Consider the following 24,541-nt stretch of genomic DNA (forward strand, 5'->3'; position numbering starts at 1 on the left):
GGATTCTGTGCTTTGCCAAATAGAAACAATGACTAAATATTTAACTTACCGCCCACAGCCTGTATTGGCACTTGCGAATCTTTGGTTGATAACCAAATAGCAATACCTATTTCTTGCGCTATGCTGGCGTCATATTTTGGTAAATGCATTTGCAACTCGAACTGATTATTTGTTCCTTTGCGTGTGGTTTGGCGTTTTTTAGCAATTTGAACAAAGTCATGCTCCAATGTGCGGCCATGATTTTCTCCAGCAGTGATATGATTTTTGATTCCAAAACCCAGAATGGCAATGTGAACGTCTAATTGAGTGGCCTGTATGTTTTGCGGAACAAAAACGATGCTTGCCTGATTACCTTTCAGATGCGCGGTGAGTGTGCCGACTTCTGGTAGTTCTAGTTGAGGTAAGGGGCGGCCACGAAAGAAGCCTCGCCATTCGTGACCTGCAAACACGATTCCTGGAGTATATACCGAATTGATCTGGCCTTGTTGTTTGTATGTTCTTTGGCGATTTGAATTTGCCCGGCTGGCTAAGGGATCGCGCCAGCCAATGTAATCCCAATAATCAACATGAAAAGCAACGGGAACATAATCGTGCCAAAGATTTTTATCCAGCTTTAAAAGACTGAACCAGCGATCAGCAGGAGGACAACTACTACAGCCTTCAGAAGTATAGAGCTCGAGTAAGGGTGTTTGCACAACCGTACTTTTGAGTTCTACAGCGTTCACGGTTATTGCTGATAGTAAGGACATTAAGACAAAAGGTTTTAGCATAGGTATGCAACTCTGTTAAACAATCGCTTTGTAATCTAGAGTCGCGTGATAAGGATTTATTACAGAATGAAGCCAAAACCAATGAATCGGACTTCATTGGTTTTGGTCGGGACAAATTAGGTAAGTGGAATTAATCCGCTTTTCTTAATTAACTTATGGCCTGCACGAGAACGCAGAAAGCGCAAGAAGAGGGTGTCGGCTTTTGAGCTGAGTTGATTTGCTTTGTTGTAGTATAGATTATAAGTTCGAGAGAGAGGATAACGACCACTGACCGCAGAGCGTGCGTTCGCATCAACAATCTGACCATTTATATTAAGGCTAACCGCTTTAATCTTGCTGTTCTTAAAATGCATTGGCGCATAGCTGATAGCTAATTTATCTTGTGCAACGCTATTAACCATTTCTGGAAAGCTAAATAATTCGATGGCAGCAGTAGAGTATTGGCCTTTGCACATGGCTTTCTTGGCAAACAATCCAGAAGTCCCCGAGGAGCTATCTCGTCTTACAGCATTGATGTTGCCACTGTAACCAATGTTTAAGTCATCCCAACGGCGAATGGTTGCTGTGCCACCACACTTAAGCTCATCCGAAAAAATGGCATCAATTTCTTGAATGCTAATACTATCAATCGGGTTACTGGCATTAACGATGATTTTGATAGGATCAATTGCCACACGGAATTTGGTAGGAGGGCTCTTATGTTGATCGATAAATGCCTGAGTTTCATCTGAGTTCATTACACGACTCATAGCCGCGATGTGAGCTTCTTGAGCCGTAAGTGCGATAGGACCGTGTTTTGACCCTTTTTCTCCAACTTGAATGGTTACATTGGGGTAGAAGCATTTGAACTCTGCAGCAGCTGCTTTAAGCAGTTTTGCCATGCTGTCAGAGCCTTCAATGATGACAGTGTCTTTAATAGAACCATTAATTATGTCACTTTTATTACAGTTAGAGTATACTGACAGTGACAGCAATGATCCGGCTAGTAAAGCGAAGTGTTTAAACAACAATTTGGTTATCATTAAACGTTACCTTTTACTACCAAGTGGGTATGAGTCTTAAGTCAAAAGCCGTCTTCAAGCAAACAAACTGACCTCTACTTTGGCATTTGTGGCGTAGTGCCGCCTATTCTATATGCATAAAGTATAGTCAAGCTTCTCTTTTTATCTCAGAAAAAATGTGCTTTTAGAAAGCCTCGCTATTTTGTGGGGCCGCGCAGGGTAACATATTGATCTTTTATAATAAAATACCGATGAGAGTGATAAATTAACAGTCATCGCCTGTTTTCTAACTTACAATACTCAAGGTGTGATTTTAATCACACTTTAAGATATCTCCATAAAAATCCTTAATTATCAAATAGCTAAAAGTAAGTCTGTAAAGTGTCTATTAGAGTTCTGTAATTGCAAGCTTATATGCTTCGCAAAGCTAACTTAGTGAACCGCTCAAGGTGTTAATGAGGAAATTAATATCTCAATTTATAAAGAATTGATCGCTTGTTAGTGAATGATATTGATAAATTCTGATGAACTCGATTATATACAGACTAGATTTGTAATATCGATGGTCATCAATATTTAAGAAGGAGTTGTGATGGATATTTTAGCTGGTCCTATTGTTAGGCGTGTTACGCAGAATCGAGTTTGTATCTGGTTGGCTACTAATACTACTGATGATTTGTCTTTAAAAATTTATCAGGGGCAGGATCAAGTGTGTGGTGTATCGGGTCAAGACGCCATTCAACAGTTTAAGGTCAGCGACAACCTAACTGTTTGGCTGTTGCAAGCTCGTCCAGTTAATCAACAAAGTTTTCCAAAAGACGAAGTGTTATTTTATGCCATTGAGCAAGATGAAAAAGAGATTCCTCTGGATGCTTTAGCGCTCAAAGGATTTTCTCGTCCTTCTTTTTTTATTGCCGAAAAAATGGAAACTTTTGCTCATGGTTCTTGCCGTAAACCTCATGGTGAAGCCTTTGACGACAATGACAATCCCGTTGCTTTAGATGCCTTGTCTCTGTTGGCAGGTGAGCTGGATGATACAGCAAATAATTTAGCAGAACGACCAGCGCTGATTTGTTTGACGGGCGATCAGGTTTATGCCGACGACGTGCAGGGCGATCTGGTGCGTTTGTTAGCGCAAAAAGCAACGGAGATCATGGGGACGGCTTTAGGTGTCCCCGGCATCATGAACCCTTCTGAGTTAGAGGTTAACGGGCGCATCAATCGACTCAAATCATTAACTACTGACGCTGGCCACAATCACCTTATCGGACTGGGTGAGTTTATCGCCATGTATCTATTTGCCTTTGGTAATGCTCAACAATGGCAGCTACCTTCTACTCAATTTGCCAAGGTTGAACAGGTTAAGCATTTTATTCAGGGGCTACCCGAGGTGCGTAGAGCCTTAGCGAATATTCCTGTTTACACTATTTTTGATGATCACGAAGTCACTGATGACTGGAACCTGAGTCGACGCTGGTATGAGGCGGTACGTGGCAATCCTACCAGTCGTCGTTTGGTATCTAATGCCTTAGCTTGCTATTGGTTGTTTCAGGGGTGGGGGAATGATCCTGATAATTTCCACAAAGATTTTTTTCAGTCTATCCGTTTGCATCTGGATAATCCAAAAGATGAAATTATTGGCGAGCGCTTTGATTTGCACATGTGGAAGTCGCGCGGATGGGGATATGCAGTTCCTACTGAGCCTCCCATTATTGCGGTTGATACGCGCACCCAAAGAAACTACATAGGCAAACGCGATCATGCCTGGTTGTTGGATCGTGTCGGCGCTGATGCAATGCGTATGGAGTGGACAAAACTGCAAACGCGCGCATTAACCAGTCCGCCGATTTTGTTAATCGGTACACCTGTCATGGGATTTCGTCCTATCGAATTTATTCAGGATGCAGCTTATCTATTGGGTGTCAGTAAAACAACGTTGGATATGGAGTCCTGGGTCGCCAATAAAGATGGCTTTGCCTATTTTATGGATACACTGTTGTTGCGCATGGGGTTGAATTCGGCCACCTTTATAGCTGGAGATGTACATTATTCATTCGTTAATAAAGGCTATTACGAGGCTGATGGAAAACGCCTCAACTGCATTCAGTTAACCAGTAGTGCCTTACACAACAGCCCAAACAAAGGTAAAGTTTTAAAATGGTTAGCGCATCCCGAGAAAGGTAAGCGAGAAAGTCATAAAGGATGGCGTCCTGCTTTTCAACCGGGGATTATTAAGCGCTGTATGTTACCTCTTTGCCAAAACACCAGTACTTATCCTATCTGGAAGTCAGAGGTAGAAGCTTTGCCCATGAGTCATAACGAAAAGGCCAAGTACATTACCAGTGTTCCTAATTTTGCTCTGATCAAAATTAATAAAAATAACGGTAAACCTGAGAGTCAGATTTTGATATCGGGCATGGACCGAAAGCAAAGGTTTGTATTTAATCTTCAGTGATCTTCATCAAGTTAATACGCTTGTTAATAGCAAATTGAAAATAGACTTAAAGCATTGAGTTCCTTGCTCAATGCTTTATTATTCAGTAACTATCTTTTTATTGTTTTTCCTCTGATATGACTGAACACAAAAAAGCCGTTATCTACGCGTTAACGGTGTTGGTTCTTGCTAGTTTTGCAGGTGTTACTGCCAAGTACTCTCTTAATAGTGTAAGTGCCATTACCTTTCTTTGGCTTCAGCTCACGATTGGTCTTGGATTGTTAACCTTCTATACCTTTGGTGTTCGAAAAGAGGTTTTTCCTCGCAAGATGGGCTTGAAAGTCTGGCTCATGGTTATTTTAATCGGTGTGGCAAACTTTACCATTGTGCGCACGTTTTTTATGTTAAGTCTTGAGTTGTTGCCAGTGACGACTCATACGTTTTTAGTCAATTTTGTTGGCATTGTGACTATGTTGATGAGCATTGTCATTATGAAGGAGCAACCCTCTCGCTGGCAGTGGTTGGGAGCGTTGTTAGCCTTGTCGGGTGTGTATCTGTTTTTGGGCGATGTTGCCGTTGCTGATAGTCGACTGGGCTTAGTTTATTTAGCGATTGGCGTGTTTTTTCTGGCATTGACTAATAACATCACCCGCAAATTGGTTAACGATCAATCTCACTCTTTATCGAGCCTAATGATTTCAACCATCGCACTGTGGATTGGGGGAGGGCCTGTTATCATCTATGGAATGATTATGGATGTTGATTCCATTAATCTGAGTTTAGAAAACTGGGCCATTATAGCTTTTAATGGATTGGTGAATATTGCTGTCGCATTGACGGTCTGGAATCACATACTCAAAACATTACGATCCTATGAGGCGAGCATTTTGGCCAGTTCTAGTATTATTTTTACGGCTCTAATGGCAATGCCCATATTAGGAGAGTTTCTGAATCTTTATCAAATTATTGGCGCTTTGGTGATGATGTCTGGCTTGTGGTTGGCGCAAATTCGTCGCCATAGCAAAGCAAAGTCAATATCTAAGGGCTAATAGAGTTATGTCTTCTCGTTGGTTGGTTTATGTAATCGAGTCTAGTGACGGTAGTTACTACACGGGCATTACCAATAATTTGCGGCGCCGATGGCAGCAACATACGAGTGGTAAAGGCGGTGCAAAGTATTTTCGTGGCCGACAGCCCAAAGCGGTTGTGTTTATTGAGTGGCAACAAGATCGCAGTGCTGCGAGTCGGCGAGAATATCAAATAAAGCAACTCACCCGCGTACAAAAAGAGAGCCTGGTTGAGTTGCAACAAGTGCCGGGGCAGGCGTATATACAATCATCAATGTTCAAGGTGTGTTTAGAGTGAGTTTTTTGCAACAGTTATCTTTGAGAGTGCAGGAGGCAAGAGCATTTGCAGTACAGCATCATGGTGAGCAACGCTATGGCTCGAGGCCTTATGTGTATCATCTCGATCAGGTGGCTTCGTTACTGGAGCCCTATGGAGACGATGCGCAGATAATTGGTTACCTGCACGATATTGTGGAAGATACTGATGTGAGCCTGCAAACATTAGGTACTCGATTTGGCGCGTTGATTGCGGAGTGTGTTGATATAGTGACAGACAAGCCGGGTCGCACACGCGCCGAAAGAAAAGAGCTAACCTATCAAATGATGGCGCAGGTGCAAGGTCATCATGAGCTGGCTCTTATCGTTAAGGCTGCTGATCGCTTGGCTAATGTAAAAGCCAGTGTGGCTGCACAACGTCTTGATCTTATGCAAACCTACTATGATGAAAGTTCTGCTTTTAAAAATGCTGCTTATCGTAAAGGTTTATGTGATGCTTACTGGCAACAACTCGATGACTTGTATAAGCAAATTGAAAGGGTTTTGGGAGTGAAAACAGATGGCTAAAGAGATAGAGCGAAAATTTTTGGTCGATATGGCGTTGCTTAAGACACTGCCGCAAGGCAAACGTATTGTTCAGGGCTATGTTCCTACTCAAGATCTGACGGTCGTAAGAGTACGCATTATGGCTGATCAAGCTTTTCTTACTCTTAAAGGCGCTAATCAAGGAATGACGCGAACTGAGTTTGAGTATGCTGTTCCGGTAGAAGATGCAGAACAGATGCTGGAGCAGTTTTGTCAGGGACAGATGATCGATAAAGTCCGCTATTGTATTCAGTTTGGCCAACATATTTGGGAGCTTGATGTGTTTGGCGGAGCCAATCAAGGGGTGGTGGTGGCAGAGGTAGAGTTGCAGTCTGAGACTGAAGAACCTGATTTGCCGGAGTGGGTGACTACTGAAGTGACCGGTGATCCTCGTTATTATAATTCTGCGCTGATGGAGCATCCCTTCTCTGAGTGGTAACTCTCGTTCATTACCCTTCGAATTCTTCTCATTTTTTACTGATATATCGACATTGAGGCACTGACGAAGGTGAGTGCCTTATTTCGCATTGCTATAAATTGAATTAAATATATTGTATGCAATATATTTAGGGTGTATTGTTTGAATCATGAACAGTCGCTTTTGCATTTAGCCTATGGGGGATCGGGATAAAAACCGATAGGGCATTGGCTAACAGGGTTGTTCATATCAAAGCAGGGCGAGGATAAGAACTTAAAAGTCGATACCCTTGAATTGCCCTGAAATAACAATAAGACTCACTTCCGAGGAGAAATAAAATGACGTTGCGTATTAAAGCAACGCATCTGCTCTCGTTATGCTTGTTATTTTCGAGTTTACTGGTGCAGGCAGGTGCATTTCATGATCAATCCATCTTAAAAAATACCCGAATAAAACAGAGTTCAATTAAAAAAACATCTTTGATAGCGCACAAAGTTGATATTGGAAACGTGTGCGGCACAGATAATAATTTACAGAACTGGTCTTTAATTCAGCAAGAGCATAAAGAGTTGCTTGCAAACAAACACAGTTTTGCCGCACAGCTCTTATCAGGACTAAAGTCTCGTTCACAAAAGATAAAGGCGATGGGTGATGGCGTTCCTGGACGCTATTATATTCCGGTGGTTGTTCATGTTTATGGTAATCATTTTAATTGCAACGGCGGTGGCGCTTGTTTAACTGACGAAAAAATTCAGGACGCATTAACACGCACTAATGAAGATTTCTTGGGGCTCAATACTCAGGATGGTCCTATTGCTGCAGAGTTTCAGGCTATTCGAGAGAATTTAAGTATCGAGTTTGTGTTAGCCAAACGAGACCCTGATGGCAATGCGACCAATGGCATTGTTCGTTATAACCGTGATCAATCGGGCTATGGCAATGGTTCAGGTTACGATACACAAATCGCGGCAGACGCCTGGGATAACTTTAAATACATGAATGTATTTATTATGCGTGATTTGTATGCCAATGGAGAAAGCAATAACTCTGGTGTGGCATGGTATCCACAGGTGTCAATGTCTCAGTCGGGTACCGCTCGGGTTGTGTACAACGGAAATTATCTTGGTTCTAATACCAATGAAAACTTTCGTTCTGTGTTAACTCACGAGTTTGGACATTGGCTGAATTTGCCTCATGTGTTTGATGGTGATGTCTGCTCTGTGCATCAAGAAGCATTTTGTGCAGCCACGGGTGATCGAGTTTGCGATACACCACAAATGAGTAGCAGTATTTTGCAAAACAATGCTACTAACTGTTTGGGACGAGCAACGAATACCGAAAACTTTATGCATTACTCTGATAACTATGCCATGTATACCCAAGGGCAAGTTAAGCGAATGGTCGCCGCATTGCACGGACCTGCGCGTGCTACTTTGTGGTCGAATGAAAATTTGATTGCTACAGGTTTGGCCGACCTCACCAGTGATGCCGATCATCCGTGGGATGGCTCTGGAGTTGATACCGTACCAGAAGGAGAAGTGTTAAAAACTGTTGATGGTATTAGTGGAAACAAAGGTGACAATGAAACTCATACCATTGATTTACCTAGTGGAACGGAAGCCGTTGCTTTTTATCTTGATGGGTATACTCAAGATCCTGATATGTATGTATCCAAAGGTTCTGCTCCCATAAAAGAAGGTGATAACTGGATTGCTGACTTTATTTCTTTTAGAGCCTCAGGACAACCCGAACTCGTTACCGTGACTGCGCCGTCTTCTAGCGAAACCTATTACACAACTATTGATGCTTACTCTGATTTTTCTAACGCCAAGCTGCAAGTGATTAGCGCTGACGATCCTACTTTGTGCGAAGGATGTGAACGCATATTTTTGCTGGAAGAAACCGGATTGTCTGCGCCGAAAGGAGAAGACCCTAAACGTTTTCAATTTGAAGTTCCAAGTGATGCACAAAAACTGATCGTAGTTATACCTGGAGGTTACGGAGGAGATGCAGACGGTAACAATGGCGACCCAGATTTATACGTCAGCATGAATCAGGTTCCTACGACGGATAATGCTGATTGTGGACCTTTTGCCGCACCTAAATTAAGTGAGTATTGTGAACTAGGTGCCGGGGGAGGGACTGCACATATTATGATAGTTCCTTTTATCGAGTACAGTGATGTTACTTTACAGGTCTATTATGAGCGTAGTGCTCATTCGGGTATACCTGTTGCAGAAGCTAATGGTCCTTACTCAGAGATTGTGAATCAGCCCATCAACTTTAGTAGTGCTGGCTCTGATGATAGTGATGGTGTTATTTCTGTTTATCATTGGGATTTTGGCGATGGTCAACAAAGCAATCAGCAAAACCCTGTACATACTTACACTGCGACGGGGGATTATGTTGCGACCTTAACGGTTACTGATGACAGTGGTTTAACTGCCAGTGATACAGCTCAGGTAACCATTGTTGCAGACAACTTGCCTCCCACTGCAAACGCAAATGGTCCTTATAATGCTTCTGTTAATCAAGCCATTAATTTTAGTAGTCAAGGATCAACGGATGCAGATGGTAGCATCGCAGAATATCATTGGGATTTTGGTGACGGTAATAGCAGCAACCAAGCCAATCCTCAGCATGCTTATTCTCAGGTTGGACAATTTCAGGCAACACTGACCGTGACAGATAATCTTGGCGCTACTGATATTAGTATCGCGGAAGTCAACGTTAGTGATATTGAGTATTGCACAGTGAGTGGCAACACGCGCTACGAATGGATCGCAAAAGTAAAAAGTGGCAGTTTCGAAAACTCGTCTGACAAAGAAGGTTATGGTGATTTTTCTTCAATGACTATGTCTTTAACCGAAGGCAATAACACGATTGAGCTGACCGCTGGTGGTAGCTATAGCGAACATTGGGCTGCCTGGATTGATCTTAATCGAGATGGTGAGTTCGATGCAGAAGGCGAAAAAGTTCTGGTGGATTTGTCGGGGCGCGATACCGTTGTGGGACAATTATTCTTGCCTGATGGTTCGGCAGGTATCACCACTCGAATGAGAATCGCGATGAAATATCACAGCGAAGCGAACGCTTCTTGTGGAGATATTGGAGACGGTGAAGTGGAAGATTATACCGTTTCTATTTCAGCGAGGATCAACACGCCGCCTGTTGCTAACGCCAATGGACCTTATACCGGTGTTGTTCAACAAGCGTTACGTTTTTCTAGCGATGGTTCGCATGATCCAGATGGGAGTATTCAAACCTACTTGTGGGAGTTTGGTGACGGTAATCAGAGCAATGAAGCCAGCCCTGAATACCGTTATGCCTCTAGTGGCAGTTTCACATTACGTTTGACTGTTACTGATAATGAAGGTGCCAGTCATTCGCAGGAAACAATGGTAACCATTAGTGATGGTGTTGCAACTTTGCCGAATGCATGTGCTGATCAGCAACCAATCACGGGAGGTCGTTTAACACCCGGTCAAGCTGCGTGTTTGGGTCAACAGGAAGTTATCTGGCTTTCGATCCCTGAGGTAAATCAGCATCAGAACATCGCCATTAGCACTGGGCATGGTCAGGGTAATCTGGACGTGTTTTATAAAAACGGTGGTTGGCCAAGCGAAACCGATTATGATGCTTCGTCAACCAATGCTGGGAATATTGAGTGTATTTATCGAAGTGCAGGTTCTCAATATTGGTCTTATTTAAAAGTTAGTGGAGTGACAACAGGGGCAACCATTTTGGTGGAGTTTGATTCTCCTGCGTGTTGACAATAAGGGCTTGAGCAGGTTGCAATCTTAAGTGGTTGCAACCTGTTTTTTACTCTATCGATTCCAATGTTTTTGCATTTCAATAAAAATAAAAGATGCCGTCCAGGTGATGAGTACCAAGCCTGTAAGTGCTTCTAATCCTGCCAGAAAACGCAGATTGCCTATGGGCGCGATATCACCAAAGCCTAGTGATGTGTAAGTCGTAAAAGAAAAATAAGCACAATCGAGCAGGGAACCATCAAAGGCTCCCGTTAAGTTGCCAAACCCACCATGTTGCATCATGAAGTAATAGCCGGCTGCAAACAGCCATACCTCAATGGCATGGGCACAGAGGCTCATAAGCAGGATGATGACGATAGCAAAACGAGAGGTGCTAACGTATTTGACCAGCAGGTTAGAGGTTCTGTTGAGCAGTTCGTAATGGACGAGTACCGCTGATGTGATGATCAAGCAATTGAGGATGATGGTTGCGAGCATCGTTGATTAGACTCCCGTCGTGCCATGAGCTAGGTAGAATGGCAATTCTTTTTATAAGGTAGTGTTCTTTTTAGTATATCCGCTTAAGTAGGGCAAACCTAGTTAAGTTGCTGGATTTTAAAGCAATTTGGTTGCTTACCGCTCAGCAATGTCATTAAATAGTAATTTATTGATTTTATTAGTTGACAACAACCGCTGGCATCAGCATAATTGCGCCCACTTCGCGCATGTAGCTCAGCTGGATAGAGTACCTGGCTACGAACCAGGCGGTCGGAGGTTCGAATCCTTCCATGCGCGCCAATTTAACAAGTTGATTTAGCTGAATTTTCTTGTGCTAGTGATTTGCCAAGGGGCATATTAGGGGCGGTAACCCCATTCGTTAATGTGTCACCTTTGCAAATTACCTTTTCTTCTAAAGCTTCACTGAATACATTATCAAATCTTGGCATATCCTTATTTATAATTTTTCCATAGTGTTTTCTTAACATTCTTTCTGAAGAATGACCCAGTTGATTAATGATCCAATTTGTTGGAAGTCCGTGTGTAATGGCTTGGCTTGCAAATGTGTGTCTGCCATTATTAAAACCTCGATGCCGAACTCCAATTCGCTTTAAAAAGCGGCCCCACCAGTTTCTTAAATTTCCTTCAAAGCAAGGTTTGTTTGTTCGAAAATTTCTGAACACTAATACACGCTTCATAACTTTTGGTTTATCTGTTGCTAATCGTTGTTTGACTACACAAGTTTCAGGAACATCATCAAAAGTGTGATTCATTTGCTCTAAAATAAATTTACGAGCAAGTGTAGGTATTTGAATAACTCGTTGTCTCTTTTTTACTTTAGGCACTCTCCATTCTTCTTTGTCGTTACGAATAACTTTTATTTCAGCAGTCCATTTTAGAAAGTCTATGTCTTCGTAAGCTAGGCCACTGGCTTCTGAAACAGCAAGTCCAGTGAAACACATAAAGCCAAATATGTTGAGTTCTTGTTCACGGTCAGGTGTTCTACTTTCTAAAATACGATTCACTTCATCCATGTCAAATGGATCTGGTGGCTCTTGATCATATTCTGGTACTTCCATTTCATGTGTTGGAACCTCTGAAATTACTTTTTGCAACAAAGCCTGTTCAAACACAGTTTTGGTTAAAGCAACAATACCATCTTTCGTTTTTCCTGCGAGATGTGCAAGCCCTCCATCTTCTTTAGCTTCAGTGAGCCACTTCTTTAACATCAATGGTTTAATATCAGAAATTTTTTCTTTTCCGAATCGTCGTTCCAGGTAACCTAGTTTGTATTCATAGTCTTCAAAGCTTGATTCTGATATCGTCGTTTTAATGAGGTCTTTATACTCCTTTATCTCTTCGTTGAGCGTTTTATCTTTGTTGTTAGTTTTGGACTCGGATTGAATGACTAAATCTTTTGGCTTAGAGTTTGGAAAGTAGTCATTCCAAACAAATGAGCCATCAAAGATCTTTCGCTTGGAAGTGGGTGCAGAGCCAATACTCTATGGCCTTGATGATATTGATGAAGATTGCACTATCATCGTAGAAGGAGAGATGGATAAGCTTGCACTGGAGGTGGCAGGATTTACAAATGTGGTTTCTCCGCCTCACGGTGCACCGCAACCGGATGCAAAAAACTATTCGAGTAAATTCGATTTTTTAGAAAACGACTTAGATACTATTCGCTCTGTTAAGCAATGGATTATCGCTGTTGATAACGATGAGGCTGGAAACAAACTTGAATATGAGCTGGCTAGAAGGTTGGGGCGAGAAAAGTGCCTAAAAGTTTCTTGGCCAAAGGGAATTAAAGACAGTAATCAATGCCTCGTTGAAAAAGGGATAGATTCACTTATTACAATTATCTGTGACGCGAAGCCATACCCTCTTCAAGGAGTGTTTACAGTCGAAGATTTATCCGATGAAGTTAACACGCTTTATAAACAAGGGCTACAGGGTGGTGTATCAACGGGTTATAGAAATCTCGATCAATTCTATACGGTCAAATTAAGTGACTGGACTGTAGTAACGGGAGTGCCAAACTCTGGAAAGTCAAATTTTGTTGATGCAGTCTGTATGAACTTGGCAAAGCTACATGGTTGGGCAATCGCGAATTTTTCACCAGAGAATCAACCTATTGAAGACCATATTGCTCGTATGTGTGAAAAGTATGTTGGGAAACCATTTAATAATAGTCGGGCGCAACGAATGACACATGATGAATTGGAGCAAGCGAAGGCATTCGTTAACGAACATTTTTTTTGGATACTGCCTGATGATGATAAAGACTGGACGATTGAACAAGTGTTGAAAGCGGCTGAACTGCTGATTTATCGAAAAGGAATAAAAGGGTTAGTCATTGATCCTTGGAATGAGCTGGAAATACCACCGAATAACCAGCTTTCTGAAACACAGTATATCAGTCAATCATTAAAAAGGATGCGTCAATTTGCGAGAAAACACGACATACATCTTTGGATAGTGGCTCATCCGCAAAAGCTTTATAAAGATAAAAATGGTAAATATCCAGTACCGACGCTTTATGATATATCGGGTTCTGCTCATTGGCGAAATAAAGCTGATAACGGAATAGTTATCTATCGTGACTTTGAAAATGACAACTTTATAATCGAAGTGATTGTTCAAAAAATACGATTCAAACAAGTGGGCAGATTAGGTACTGCTTACCTGGAATATAACCCCTTAACATCGTGTTATTCAGATAATCCGAGAATACCTATAAAAGAGGGTGGATTACATCGTCAGTATCATTAAGGAGGTGATGTGTTGGGATAAGTGTTAAAGGAACTGGGTATATGGGCGAAAGGAGGCCAAGGGATTATGCGCTGGCGCTTTATCAGTTGAGTGACAAGGAGATGAAAGAAGTTGCAGGGAAATTGAATATTCCACCGGAGTTAAAGCCTCTCGTATGGAAACATATTCAAAATTTTAGGAGAAACCAATGCCGAACGCATTGATAGTTGTTGTTTGTTTAATGGGAATGTTAATGGAAAAGGAACTAATGGGCTTGCTTGAGTCGAAACTAAAAAAACACGACTGGAGCTATATGTTTTCTGATGATAGGAAAGCCTATAAAAAAGGTCGTGAAGAGTCGATTGAAATTCAAAGTTTAATTCAAAAAACAGGAGCCGAAGGAAAGGAGTTGTTTTGTCAATATCAAAGGAGGTTTTGGCATTAATGGGCAAGAGACAGGAAGTCGAGTCGCAGCATCAACGTACCGTTATTGAGTGGGCTGACTTGGCAACTATTCAAGGAGTGAAAGTCGGAGAACATTTATTCGCAATACCCAACGGTGGACACCGACATATAGCCGTTGCTCGCAAGTTAAAGTTGGAAGGTGTGCGACCAGGAGTGCCGGATTTATTTCTGGCTATTTCAAAAGGTGGATTTCATGGATTGTTTATTGAAATGAAAGCACCCAAACCTCACAAGTCTACTGTTAGTCAATATCAAGTCGATTGGCAAGTGAGGCTAACAAGTCAAAACTATTGGGTGGTTGTGTGTTATGGCGCTGATGCAGCCATTCAGCAAATAAAAGATTATCTACAATTAAAGGAGTAATGATTAATGAATCCAGAAAGCATTTTAACGAAATTATCACAGCAATGTGTTTCTATCGAAGCACGAAGCGCAAATGGCGGTGGTGATGTTATTAGCCGTTCGGAATTTGCTTTTTGCATGGGCAGATTGCCTGAGCATGTCGATGCTATTTTGCGTTCCCGTTATTTACTGGAACAGTCTGACGATTATATTCAGGTCATTTCTGATGCCCTTTTTAATATGTTAGTCGAGGAGTTTTATGCTGAGCCAAATGAGCCTATTGCCAAACAACTGTGTACGGTAGTCGCTCATGAATATTTGAACCCTTTACGTTGTAATCGATGTAAAGGTAGGGGGAAGGTTCAAGGACGTGGCGGGAAGAAACATGATTGTAACCGTTGTAAGGGACGTGGCTTTAAAAAGCTGAGTATTGAACAAATCAAAGGTGAACTGGGGATTAAGCGTTACAAATGGGATATACAGTATAAAGAGATATATTCTGTGCTGAGCCGACAAATCGCCGCCTGGGAAACAATCGGGCTTTCACACATTAGCGAAAGACTTCATTAATCAAGGGCCAGAGTAATCTGGCCTTTTTTAAACGACCTCTAAAACTTTCTTTTTCATTCTAAATTCAATCAATTACCACTGTAGTAATAATGGTTAATGAGATTTGTGTATCGCATAATCTCATAAAACATGTATCTCAATTTAGGTAGCAAGTACGGTTGTTTTGATATTTCTCAATCATTAAAATCTCACTCGATTGCACACTGAATATAGCAATCACATATACATTATTCGCTTGGTCTACGCGGGAAATAATGAAGAGACAAAATTTAACTGAACTCTTAACGGAACTTTGTAACGGGGCTTTTTAATTAGGTTCAGTTATGTCGTTTTTTTGTCCTTAATATAGATTAAATGGAATTTTGGAGATTAATTAATGACACTATTTAAACGTGGGCGCACGCTCGCCTGTATGTTGGGGAGTATTGCACTGTTTTGTCAGTCGATGACATTCGCAGCCAATGTAACCGAAAGGAATGGAACGAGGGTAGAGGTCAATAAGACTTCTGAAAGCTACAGTCTAAATGTAAAACCAAATCTAAAATCAGTCGGGGATATTCAAAATCCAACCGTTCAAGATGTGATGGCATCAGGGCAGCTTGGCGGTATCCTTCATCCTAATCAAGATGCAAATCAAGCATCCCATTCATTAGAATTAACAGATAGTTTTGCCGTTCAAAATAGCGCGTTTGCTAAAGCTATGGACGAGTGGAATCTACACAATTATAAATACGCTTATTCTATGATGGATGAATATTTGCGGCGTTATCCTGATGGACTATGGGCTGGTGAAGCCGACTTGCATATGGGATGTGAGGCACGATTTAACGGTCGATATAGAGAAGCCAATGAAAGGTTTTCTCGCATTGTAAAGAAGTACGAAAATAACCGATTTGAAGGTGCTAGAAAGATAGCTGAAAAAGCTAAGAGTCGTTTAGCAGTTTTACGAGTGATGGAAAACAATCTTCCTGCCGCCGAAAAATTATTTGAGGAATTGTATAGTGATGGCAGTGATTGGCGACAACGGACCTATGCCAGCCAGTGGGTGCAGCGTATTGCTCGACTAAAGCAACAAGGTAGAAGTTTAGCCGACTGCGGAACACAAGCTTTAAGCCATGTCCTAGCGCAAAAAGGGTTAGAAAGTGAAGCTCAAACGGTTAAAGCTATGAAGCCTGAAGAGAATGAAGGCTTTACCATTCAGTCACTAAAAGACATTGCAGGAAAATATCAACAACCATTGACTGCCATGCATATTAAATCGTCAGATATAGAACGATTGCCATTACCTGCTATCGCTCATATTGATAGGCAAGACACCGGAGGTCTAGGCCATTACTGGATTATTGAGTCAGCCAGTGATAGTGAGGTGGTGGTTTACGACAAACAAAAGCAGCGTCGATTTAAACAAAGCTTGGAGGAGTTTGACCGCGAGTGGTCTGGACGCATGTTGGTTTTTGCCGAAGCAAATGGATTGCCTGGTACTGAATTGTCCTTTGAAGAAGCGTTAAGTGCTTATGGTGGCTGCTGTGGGATTCAACGACCAGAAGATGAGTTAGGGCCTCACTGTAAGTTTACCGCTCGCGGCTGTCCTAGATGGAGTGTTAACCCTGTTAATATGAACCTGTATGTGGCTGATACACCACTTTGGTACGAAACGCCTTATGGGCCTGATGTTGAAATCACAGTCAGCTACAATGCACAGTCTGCACTTGCTCAACATGAGCCAGTTGGCAACAAATGGATTCTTAATCTAAGTTCCTATGTAGTTGAAGACCCCGGCAATACCGTTACAGTCTTTATGCCCTCTGGTGAACGTAAGACTTTCACAAAAAATCACGACACTGGTAAGTATGATGCTGCTATTGGTGATTTAGAGGCTTTAACTAAAATATCTGAACAGCATTATCAATTGCGTTTTCAAGACGGTACGACTTATCACTATGCCATTCCATCTGGCACCCAATCACAACAACCTTTGTTAACGAAAATAACGGATACTCATGGCTTTTCATTGACACTAGGGTATAACGCCAGTATTCAATTAGTTTCATTGACGGATGCTCAACAGCGGGTAACAACTTTTGAATACAATGGTTCCGGTAAAATTAAGAAAGTAACGGACCCATTCCAACGCAGTGCTTTATTTGGTTATTCAAATGACGGTGACTTAACATCAATAACCGACATGGGCGGTTACACCTCTACACTTGAATATGATTCTAATAAGTATGTGACTTCAATTGACTTTCCAGACTTAGGGAAATATCAATTTATTCATGAGCCTTCTGATGGTGATAGTTCAGGCGGTACAGTTTACTATCCAGCGCCAGGAAAGCCAATGTGGGCGGCATACCGCTTAACCATCATCGACCCTGAGTTGAAGAAAACAGAATATCACTATGATGGTAATAATAAGTGGTGGATGGTCAAGCCAGAGCATTATATTGAGTATGTGGACGCTAATACAAACAATGAAAAGAATCCCAATCGAGTGCTTTTTGATGTGTCCAAGTTAAGTGACAGTCAGTCAGAAGTCAGTGCTCGTCGATATCCAGATAGCAGCAATTCTGGTCGAAGATTTGATAACAAGGGTAGGGTGATAGCAAACTGGCAAGCAGCAGGTGTGCGCCGTGATTATGAATATAATGCCAACAATCAAGTGGCCGTTATTCAGCGAAATGAGAATGAAGATACCAAGATTAATATAACTTATGCTGATGGCTTTTTGAATCTCCCTGCCACCATAACCTATCCAGTGAATGAGCATGGATATCAGCGAGTGGTTGAGTATGCTTATGATGCCAATTTCTTTATCGATACCATCACCGAGAAAAGCATCAAAGGTTCAAATGTAGAGAGTCGTGTCACGGATTTTACCGTCAATAATAAGGGGCAAATCATATCAGTCGATGGTCCTCGAGATGATGTGCAGGACATTACTCATATTACCTATTACGACTGTTCTCAGGGCGCTGCTTATTGTGGTCAAATTGAAACCGTCACAAATGCATTAGGTCATGTGACTCGTTTTTCTAACTACACACTGGATGGTAAGGCACAACTTATAGAGGAACCTAATGGTTTAACCACCCGCCTAACTTTCGATAATTTGGGACGCATTAAAACCTATACCCAAACGGATGCGACTGGAAACAATGATACACTCACACTCGCTTATCATGGTGTTAAGCGCATAAAGAGCATTACACATTCCAGTGGCCTTTCCATGCAGTATACCTATAAGGCTAATGGTGATATTGATACCATTACCAATAATGCGGGTGAGAAGATCGCTCTCAGTATAGATAAAAATGGCAATGTGACGGATGTCGATTTGTTTGATGCCTTGCATGTCAAAGTAGGTAAGCTTAAATATCAATATGATAACGGCGATAAGCTTCAATCTGTAAAGCGAAGTGATTCCCCTGGCGACACTCTAGAATATGATGGTTTTGGAGCTTTTGATGGATTAACGGATGCTCTTGGTAATCGTATTAATGTTGTTGTTAATGGCTTGAATCAAATTACAGAGTTTAATGTAGACTTTAAGGAAAGAATTGAGTTTAATTACGACTACACCGATAACCTGGTATCTGTATCCGATGGTGAAGGGCATTATACTGAGTACACCTACAATGGGTTTGGTGAAATTATCATACGACAAAGTGACAACACTGGAACAACTCTCTACCAGTACGATGCAGCAAGCAATCTAATTAATGTCACTGATGCACGAAACACACAAGCAATATTTACCTATGATGCCCTAAATCGAATCACGAAAGCAGACTATCCTGGGACCGCAGAAGATGTTGTTTATACATGGGATAACTCTGACAACGGCAACTATGGTACTGGACGATTGACATCGATTCAAGATGAGTCCGGTGATCAAGCTTTTGTTTATGACTCTGTAGGCCGTATGATTAAGCAAAGCCATACATTATATGGTGTTACTTTATCGACTCAGTACGCATACAACAATAAAGGACAACTGGAAACCTTAACTTATCCCAGTGGTACAGAAGTTCAGTTTCACTATGACGCATTAGGTCGCGTAGAGTCCGTTAAAAAAGGTAATCAAACATTAGCCAGTGATATACAATATCTACCTTCTGGTCCAATGAAGTCACTCACCTTTGGTAATCAACATACCTTTAGCCGTAACTACAACATTGATTATCGTTTAGAAGGGCTGACGCATTCTGATATCAGTGCTCAAAGTTTTGCTTATACCGCCAGAAATAACATGGTGTCAGTTAATGACTCTTTGAATGCAGCTTATAATCGTCATTTTCATTACGATGTTATGCACAGGCTGACGGGTGTTGAATATCCCAATCATTTTCAATCGCTGCGTTACAATCAAGCAGGCAATCGTTTAGGCATAGCAGAGTGTTTGAAGAACAGTTCAGATATGCAAACGTATCAAAACTGTCTTGAATATTTCAATACTCAGTTTACCAAATGTGACCAGTCCGGTTCATGTGTTGCAACACCTCGCTGTGACACACAAAATGATCCAAGTTGTGGTGGTGGAGATGGCGGCTCTGGCGGCGGAGATGATGGTTCCGGTGGTGGTGATCCTTCTCCAGATGATGTTTGTCCTAACCTGGATAATTTGTGCAGTATCATGCCTCCTGATGTTTGTCAGTCATATCGAGATTTTTGCGCAGCTAATGGTTATTCAGCAACGACTAACCCTGCTATTAGACTCATTGAAAAGGCGAATGCTCAAAGTGGTGTTACTTCGAGTCAGTCTACCGCAGTCAATCATCAATATACTCATTATGACTATGCTTTTGATGGGCAAGCGTTGAGTGCGGCCAGTCAAAACCTGATGACTTACGATGCTTCTGGCAACCTTCTTACTCGTGACAACGAAGTGTATGAATACAATCATCATGGTCGTTTGCGAAAGCTAACAACAGGTAGTGGTACATCGGAGTTTATTTATAACTCTCAAGGGTTACGAACGGTAAAAGTCGTTAACGGAGTTGCCACACTATATAGTTATGATTTAAACGGAAAACTGCTGGCAGAATATGATTCACAGGGGCAGGTAATTAAAGAGTACGTATACTTAAACAATGAGCCTTTGGGGTTAATTCAGAGTGATCAAACCTACTTTTATCATAATGACCATCAAGGAACGCCCATTGCTCTGACCAATCAGCAGAAAGGCGTTGTATGGCAAGCTCAATATGATGTATTTGGGAGTGCTAATATCTCAAATAATGGGATTGAAAATAATCTGCGATTTGCGGGACAATACTTCGATAGTGAGAGTGGGCTGCATTATAACTGGCATCGTTACTATGACCCTAAGTTGGGGCGCTACATAACGAGTGACCCTATCGGCCTTGCGGGTGGTATTAACACTTACGTTTACGCCTTAAATAATCCAGTTATGAATATCGATCCCACAGGTGAAGCTGTACCACTAATTCTGTGGGGGCTTGGTAGTGCTGCCCTGGACTTCGGAATTCAGATGGCGACTAACGGAGGGAATATTAAGTGTGTTCGTTGGTGGGAAGTAGGTCTGGCTGGTGCTATGGGAGCTTTTGGTGGAGCTTGGCATCGAGGATTGTTCAGGCATTCTGTGAGTGGCAAAAAATGGTTTGATTCGAGTAATGATTGGAATGCCGTTACTCAGCGATACCGCAGAGTGCAGGAAAGGATTAACAATAACCCAAGTGCAGACTGGGACGCGCATCATTGGCTAATATATAACAATGGTCGAGTAGCTAATGGGTTGCGTAGAGTTTTTGGTAACAGAGCTGATTATGTTATTAATCATCCCATAAACTTGAAACCTTTAGTTAGAAGGACTCATGAGCTAATTCATGGTACTGCACCAGGAGGTGCACAGTATGGCGGTTTAATGAGGTGGTGGCATGGAACACCTGAATGGGCAAAGATCGGTAAGTTGTCACTTGCCAGCGGAATATCCGCAGATTTGATTACTGATAAAAATGATTGTCAATGTAACTGACAAGGGGAAAGGAAAAATGAATTCATCGCAGATAAAAACACCATTTTGGGCACATGACTCCAAATGGTCATGGCTCTTAAATGATGTTTCAGAATTGAAAGAACCAGAAGAGTCATACTTAGACTCTGGTGAAGTTAGTCGAATAAAGATAATTGATAGTAATCTAAATCAGTATGAAGTCTCTGAAGTTTCTATAAAAGGCAAGTCTGGAATATTTGGGTGGAAGCCAGGTTATAAAGGACGCTATTTAAAAGTGGAGTTAAATCTTTCCCTGTGTAAGCGGTTACAATTAGACGAGGCAAAAGACTATATGATGAAGTTTGCTTCGCAGCATCCGGAAGTTTATTCGTCTGGTATAGGGATAGATGAACTAGCAAAGAGAATTAGAGAATCAAAAGATCCTAAATCTTTACTGTCTTCCTTTATATAAGTAGATAGAGGAAGTTGGTGCCTACACTCTGTGGGCACTTCAGGAAATATTAGCTATTGTTGGTAAAAGGCTAGGTGGTATTTATATCACCTAGAACTTTTACTGAGCTGATTAACTGGATTTTAATTTATCGTTAGTTCACTTGTTATCTAACTCTAGACAAAAGGAATGTCAAGAGTCCTAAGTTATTCTGCATTGCATAAAGGAATGTGCTCTTAATTGAGCGTGGATATGCTATTGCCAAAAAAATGTGATTGTATGGAAATTATTATGATTAAACACTTTTATTCTTCAAAAGAGTGGGAGCGACGGGTCGTACCTAAAGAAACTCAGTTACCTTTGAAAGCATCAGATGTGCAGGGCTTTTTGCTATCAGCATTGCCACATAAGTTTGGACCTTACTCTGTGATTAGTAGCTACTTTACTAGTATAAGGAGTGGGCCGGATTACTATAATACGCTCTGCGAAATAAGCCTGTATGAGTTAAATCAAGAGCGTGATGGTGGTGTTTTTCAGTTTTTCATTCGGTCAAAGAAGTTGACTCCAAGTTTAAAGCTAAATGAACTTAATGATAGCAATGAGGCTTTAGTAATAAATGGTTTGATTAGTTTGCAAATTTTTAAAAACTACCGGGGTGCAACTATCCCTCCAACACTAAATATTGTTGACAGGGTAGTGCACAAAAAATCTAAAGAAGAAATTTCTCATATTGAATACTATGAAATTTTTCGGGCGTTGCGGAGGGCAAAGGATGCTTACGTGAGAAAGCATAGAGATAAAAAAGTTAAGTCGTCAGAATGACTCAATAGGATAATGCCGTGTTCCATATAAATGTAATGATAGTGTTAATCGTCCTACTCGTTGTACTGACTTTATTAAGCGGGTTTAAACGTACTGTTTTCGTGTTGGGGTATGCCTATTTTCTAGCGTATTCGTTTGCATTTTGTCTTGATCGATGGGGTAGTGAGTTCGGAATGTTAAAGGTCGCTGCCTGGTATTGTGTGTTTGTTTTAGTTCAGGCTCTAGGCTACTGGCTGTGGCAATACCTTCAATATCGAAAGAAAATAAAACAAAGTAATACACGTCATAGACGTTAATTAATCTGTAAGGCTAAAGGTTCTTAAACATGCCTCAAGGACGAGGTTTTTATTACGCCGTGTGTGAATAAATACGATATGATGATTCTCGTTTGAACCAAACAGTGAATCTGGATATAGTCTCGCTATTGGACTGATCACACAACGGAAAATAATAAGGATAAATGATTGAATGAAAGCAACTATACATATAATAGGAGTATTGACGGGGTTACTCTTTTCATTCTCGTCACTAAATGCTCAGACACCTAACGAGTCAGTTTCTGCCAAGCTGTCCAAAGAATTAAGCGCAGCATATCGCAAAGGTATTTTTGAAGGAACCATAATCATTGCATCGAAAGGAAAGGCTGTTATTAAATCATCTTATGGCTTCTCTAACAGAAAATCTAAAGTACCTAATTCAGCGGAGACGATTTCTGATATTGGCTCTATTGCAAAAACATTTACCGCAGCGGCAATTTTGCAACTGGTATCAGAAGGAAAACTTAAGTTAAGCACAACTATTGGCGAAATACTCCCTAATGCGCCTAGTGAAAAACGGTCAATAACCATTAATGGATTACTGTCTCATCAATCAGGTTTTGAAAACTATCATACTGATAATGACTTTGATGATATGACTAAAAGCGAGGCATTAGAAAAAATATTTGCACTATCACTGCTTGCAAAAGAGGGGGAGAAAGTCGCTTACTCAAATGCTGCCTATACACTGTTAGCTGCAATCGTTGAAGAAGTGACTAGCATACCATTTCAAGAATACGTTCATAAGAGCCTACTGGCTCCACTAGGTCTAAAAAATACAGGGTTCTATGGTGATAGCTCTCTTTCAAAGAAAACGATTGCTAGAGGTTATGGCGGTTCAGATAGTGGAGAAACAACTTTTGAAAAAGGATTGTCCTGGGCGCTGATAGGACAGGGCGGTATGGTCGCATCCGGCAATGATTTATATCAATGGTTTTCTGCACTTTTAAATGGGAGGGTTTTTCCTGGTAACTCTAAAAATTTAGCGCTTATGAAGGCCAATGAAAAGTGGTTACTTGGCAATATCAGGCATTTCGACTCATGGGGAGCATTGAGCTATGTAGCTGGTGGTAGTACTGATTATGGTTACACATCACTCGTACAGTATCTTCCTGAAAGCGATACGGTCATCGTTCTACTTCTCAATAGCTATGGTCGAAAATACCGCAATGCGACTCACCAAAAGCTAAGCAAACACCATATCATCCCCTTACTGTTGTAAGACTAGCAATATGTAGAAAATGAAGTAACTCCATAGCTATAAACTCTTTGGGAGATATTTAAGGCTCATTTATCGACAGTTTGAAGATTTCTGCTAATCTTTTTAATTAAAGGGGGGAAGTCTAATGAAATTTTCACGGATTGTTGTTTTATTTATTTTGTCTCTTAGTTCGTCTCTGGCTTTATCCTATCAAATGTTCGCTGGCTTTGATGAGTTTTGCGGCTTACCTGTTATTGTTGGCCCTGATCCTGGTAGTGCGTCAGCTCGAAGAGATGCCTATGGAAATCCCATTATTCATGTTGACCCAAAGGTAATGAGTAACTGGACGATGTCGCGGCGTTTCGTAATTGCACACGAATGCGCGCACCACTTATTAGGACATACGAGTCAATTAGGAGCTTTGAAAAGATACTATGGCGGAACTAGGGAACAAGAGCTTGAGGCAGATTGCTGGGCTGCTCAACGTCTTTCAAAAGAAGGGTTTAATGTAGATATTGGAAGAACTGCGCTTAAGTATGCAAGTGAAGGCCATTTTTCGGCTGGAGGGTATCCTTCAGGTACAGAGCGAGCAATGAACATTTCTCATTGTGCCTCCATTGATGATGACGATAATTGGAGAAAGACTAGTTCGTGTCGATATCGAAGAGTCGCTGAAGAGTATCAAGATTATGAAGTGCGAGTACAAGCGGTGCAAGTGCCTTGTTCTCATTGTGGTTACAATGCCTGGGGCTACTATAGTTGCTATCATCCGTATGATATTATGAATCAACAGGTTCAAGTACCTGTCACAAAAACAAGAGTAGTTAGGAAGAAGGTTTGTGATTGACTTAGTGTTCGTTTTTCAAAA

General features: G+C 41.3%; 20 protein-coding genes and 1 tRNA gene. 17 read left to right on the top strand and 4 right to left on the bottom strand.

The genetic code is table 11. The features are described 5' to 3' along the window. Positions 1–32: 32 nt before the first annotated feature. Together NH399_RS16510 and NH399_RS16515 are read right to left on the bottom strand one after the other, a co-directional pair. Positions 33–770: a DUF1223 domain-containing protein gene (locus NH399_RS16510; protein WP_253042013.1), complete on the bottom strand. Its 738-nt coding sequence runs from the start codon at positions 768–770 to the stop codon at positions 33–35. A gap of 116 nt (positions 771–886) precedes the next feature. Further along, positions 887–1,792, bottom strand: coding sequence for a PstS family phosphate ABC transporter substrate-binding protein (locus tag NH399_RS16515; protein ID WP_253042014.1), 906 nt, complete (start codon positions 1,790–1,792; stop codon positions 887–889). A 571-nt stretch (positions 1,793–2,363) separates the two neighbouring features. Between NH399_RS16515 and NH399_RS16520 the strand changes: the two genes are divergently transcribed. The 6 genes from NH399_RS16520 (at position 2,364) to NH399_RS16545 (ending at position 10,324) form a co-directional block, all read left to right on the top strand. Then, the gene (locus tag NH399_RS16520) at positions 2,364–4,226 is read left to right on the top strand and encodes an alkaline phosphatase D family protein (RefSeq protein WP_253042016.1); all 1,863 of its coding nucleotides are present in this window, start codon (positions 2,364–2,366) and stop codon (positions 4,224–4,226) included. A 116-nt stretch (positions 4,227–4,342) separates the two neighbouring features. Then, the gene (locus NH399_RS16525; RefSeq protein WP_253042018.1) at positions 4,343–5,254 is read left to right on the top strand and encodes a DMT family transporter; all 912 of its coding nucleotides are present in this window, start codon (positions 4,343–4,345) and stop codon (positions 5,252–5,254) included. Between the two features lie 7 nt (positions 5,255–5,261). Continuing rightward, positions 5,262–5,570 carry a GIY-YIG nuclease family protein gene (locus NH399_RS16530; RefSeq protein ID WP_253042020.1) on the top strand — a complete coding sequence of 103 codons (309 nt, stop codon included), beginning with the start codon at positions 5,262–5,264 and terminating at the stop codon, positions 5,568–5,570. Next, a complete protein-coding gene (locus NH399_RS16535) occupies positions 5,567–6,115 on the top strand; it encodes an HD domain-containing protein (protein WP_253042022.1) in 549 nt (182 codons plus the stop codon). The genes NH399_RS16530 and NH399_RS16535 overlap by 4 nt, the downstream gene beginning before the upstream one ends. Beyond that, on the top strand, positions 6,108–6,572 hold the full coding sequence (locus NH399_RS16540; RefSeq protein WP_253042024.1) for a CYTH domain-containing protein: 465 nt from the start codon (positions 6,108–6,110) through the stop codon (positions 6,570–6,572). The genes NH399_RS16535 and NH399_RS16540 overlap by 8 nt, the downstream gene beginning before the upstream one ends. A gap of 317 nt (positions 6,573–6,889) precedes the next feature. Then, positions 6,890–10,324, top strand: a complete 3,435-nt coding sequence (locus NH399_RS16545) for a PKD domain-containing protein (RefSeq protein WP_253042026.1) — start codon at positions 6,890–6,892, stop codon at positions 10,322–10,324. 54 nt (positions 10,325–10,378) lie between these two features. Here NH399_RS16545 and NH399_RS16550 read toward each other — a convergent pair whose 3' ends face one another. Further along, positions 10,379–10,801 carry a potassium channel family protein gene (locus NH399_RS16550; protein ID WP_253042028.1) on the bottom strand — a complete coding sequence of 141 codons (423 nt, stop codon included), beginning with the start codon at positions 10,799–10,801 and terminating at the stop codon, positions 10,379–10,381. 223 nt (positions 10,802–11,024) lie between these two features. Here NH399_RS16550 and NH399_RS16555 point away from each other — a divergent pair. Next, positions 11,025–11,101: transfer RNA gene (locus NH399_RS16555), tRNA-Arg, on the top strand. Positions 11,102–11,103: 2 nt separating this feature from the next. Here the strand turns inward: NH399_RS16555 and NH399_RS16560 are convergent. Continuing rightward, a complete protein-coding gene (locus NH399_RS16560) occupies positions 11,104–12,030 on the bottom strand; it encodes a tyrosine-type recombinase/integrase (RefSeq protein ID WP_253042030.1) in 927 nt (308 codons plus the stop codon). A gap of 253 nt (positions 12,031–12,283) precedes the next feature. Here NH399_RS16560 and NH399_RS16565 point away from each other — a divergent pair, with 253 nt between their 5' ends. The 10 genes from NH399_RS16565 to NH399_RS16610 all read left to right on the top strand — a co-directional run bounded on the left by NH399_RS16565 (position 12,284) and on the right by NH399_RS16610 (position 24,520). Next, positions 12,284–13,573, top strand: coding sequence for a DnaB-like helicase C-terminal domain-containing protein (locus NH399_RS16565; RefSeq protein ID WP_253042233.1), 1,290 nt, complete (start codon positions 12,284–12,286; stop codon positions 13,571–13,573). Positions 13,574–13,760: 187 nt separating this feature from the next. Further along, positions 13,761–13,997 (top strand): hypothetical protein, encoded by a 237-nt coding sequence (locus tag NH399_RS16570; RefSeq protein WP_253042032.1) that lies wholly within the window; start codon positions 13,761–13,763, stop codon positions 13,995–13,997. After that, the gene (locus tag NH399_RS16575) at positions 13,997–14,380 is read left to right on the top strand and encodes a VRR-NUC domain-containing protein (RefSeq protein ID WP_253042034.1); all 384 of its coding nucleotides are present in this window, start codon (positions 13,997–13,999) and stop codon (positions 14,378–14,380) included. The genes NH399_RS16570 and NH399_RS16575 overlap by 1 nt, the downstream gene beginning before the upstream one ends. Positions 14,381–14,386: 6 nt before the next feature. Next, the gene (locus tag NH399_RS16580; protein ID WP_253042036.1) at positions 14,387–14,929 is read left to right on the top strand and encodes a hypothetical protein; all 543 of its coding nucleotides are present in this window, start codon (positions 14,387–14,389) and stop codon (positions 14,927–14,929) included. 376 nt (positions 14,930–15,305) lie between these two features. Next, positions 15,306–20,924, top strand: a complete 5,619-nt coding sequence (locus tag NH399_RS16585; protein ID WP_253042038.1) for an RHS repeat-associated core domain-containing protein — start codon at positions 15,306–15,308, stop codon at positions 20,922–20,924. A 16-nt stretch (positions 20,925–20,940) separates the two neighbouring features. Beyond that, positions 20,941–21,354 carry a hypothetical protein gene (locus NH399_RS16590; RefSeq protein WP_253042040.1) on the top strand — a complete coding sequence of 138 codons (414 nt, stop codon included), beginning with the start codon at positions 20,941–20,943 and terminating at the stop codon, positions 21,352–21,354. Positions 21,355–21,612: 258 nt separating this feature from the next. Continuing rightward, a complete protein-coding gene (locus NH399_RS16595) occupies positions 21,613–22,155 on the top strand; it encodes a hypothetical protein (RefSeq protein ID WP_253042042.1) in 543 nt (180 codons plus the stop codon). Between the two features lie 17 nt (positions 22,156–22,172). Continuing rightward, a complete protein-coding gene (locus NH399_RS16600) occupies positions 22,173–22,451 on the top strand; it encodes a hypothetical protein (RefSeq protein ID WP_253042044.1) in 279 nt (92 codons plus the stop codon). Positions 22,452–22,623: 172 nt separating this feature from the next. Next, positions 22,624–23,694, top strand: coding sequence for a serine hydrolase (locus NH399_RS16605; RefSeq protein ID WP_253042046.1), 1,071 nt, complete (start codon positions 22,624–22,626; stop codon positions 23,692–23,694). Positions 23,695–23,818: 124 nt separating this feature from the next. Further along, positions 23,819–24,520, top strand: coding sequence for a hypothetical protein (locus NH399_RS16610; protein ID WP_253042048.1), 702 nt, complete (start codon positions 23,819–23,821; stop codon positions 24,518–24,520). Positions 24,521–24,541: the final 21 nt, after the last annotated feature.

Origin of the sequence: Pleionea sp. CnH1-48, from assembly GCF_024124665.1 — a bacterium.
Lineage (GTDB): Bacteria > Pseudomonadota > Gammaproteobacteria > Enterobacterales > Kangiellaceae > JAMXSB01.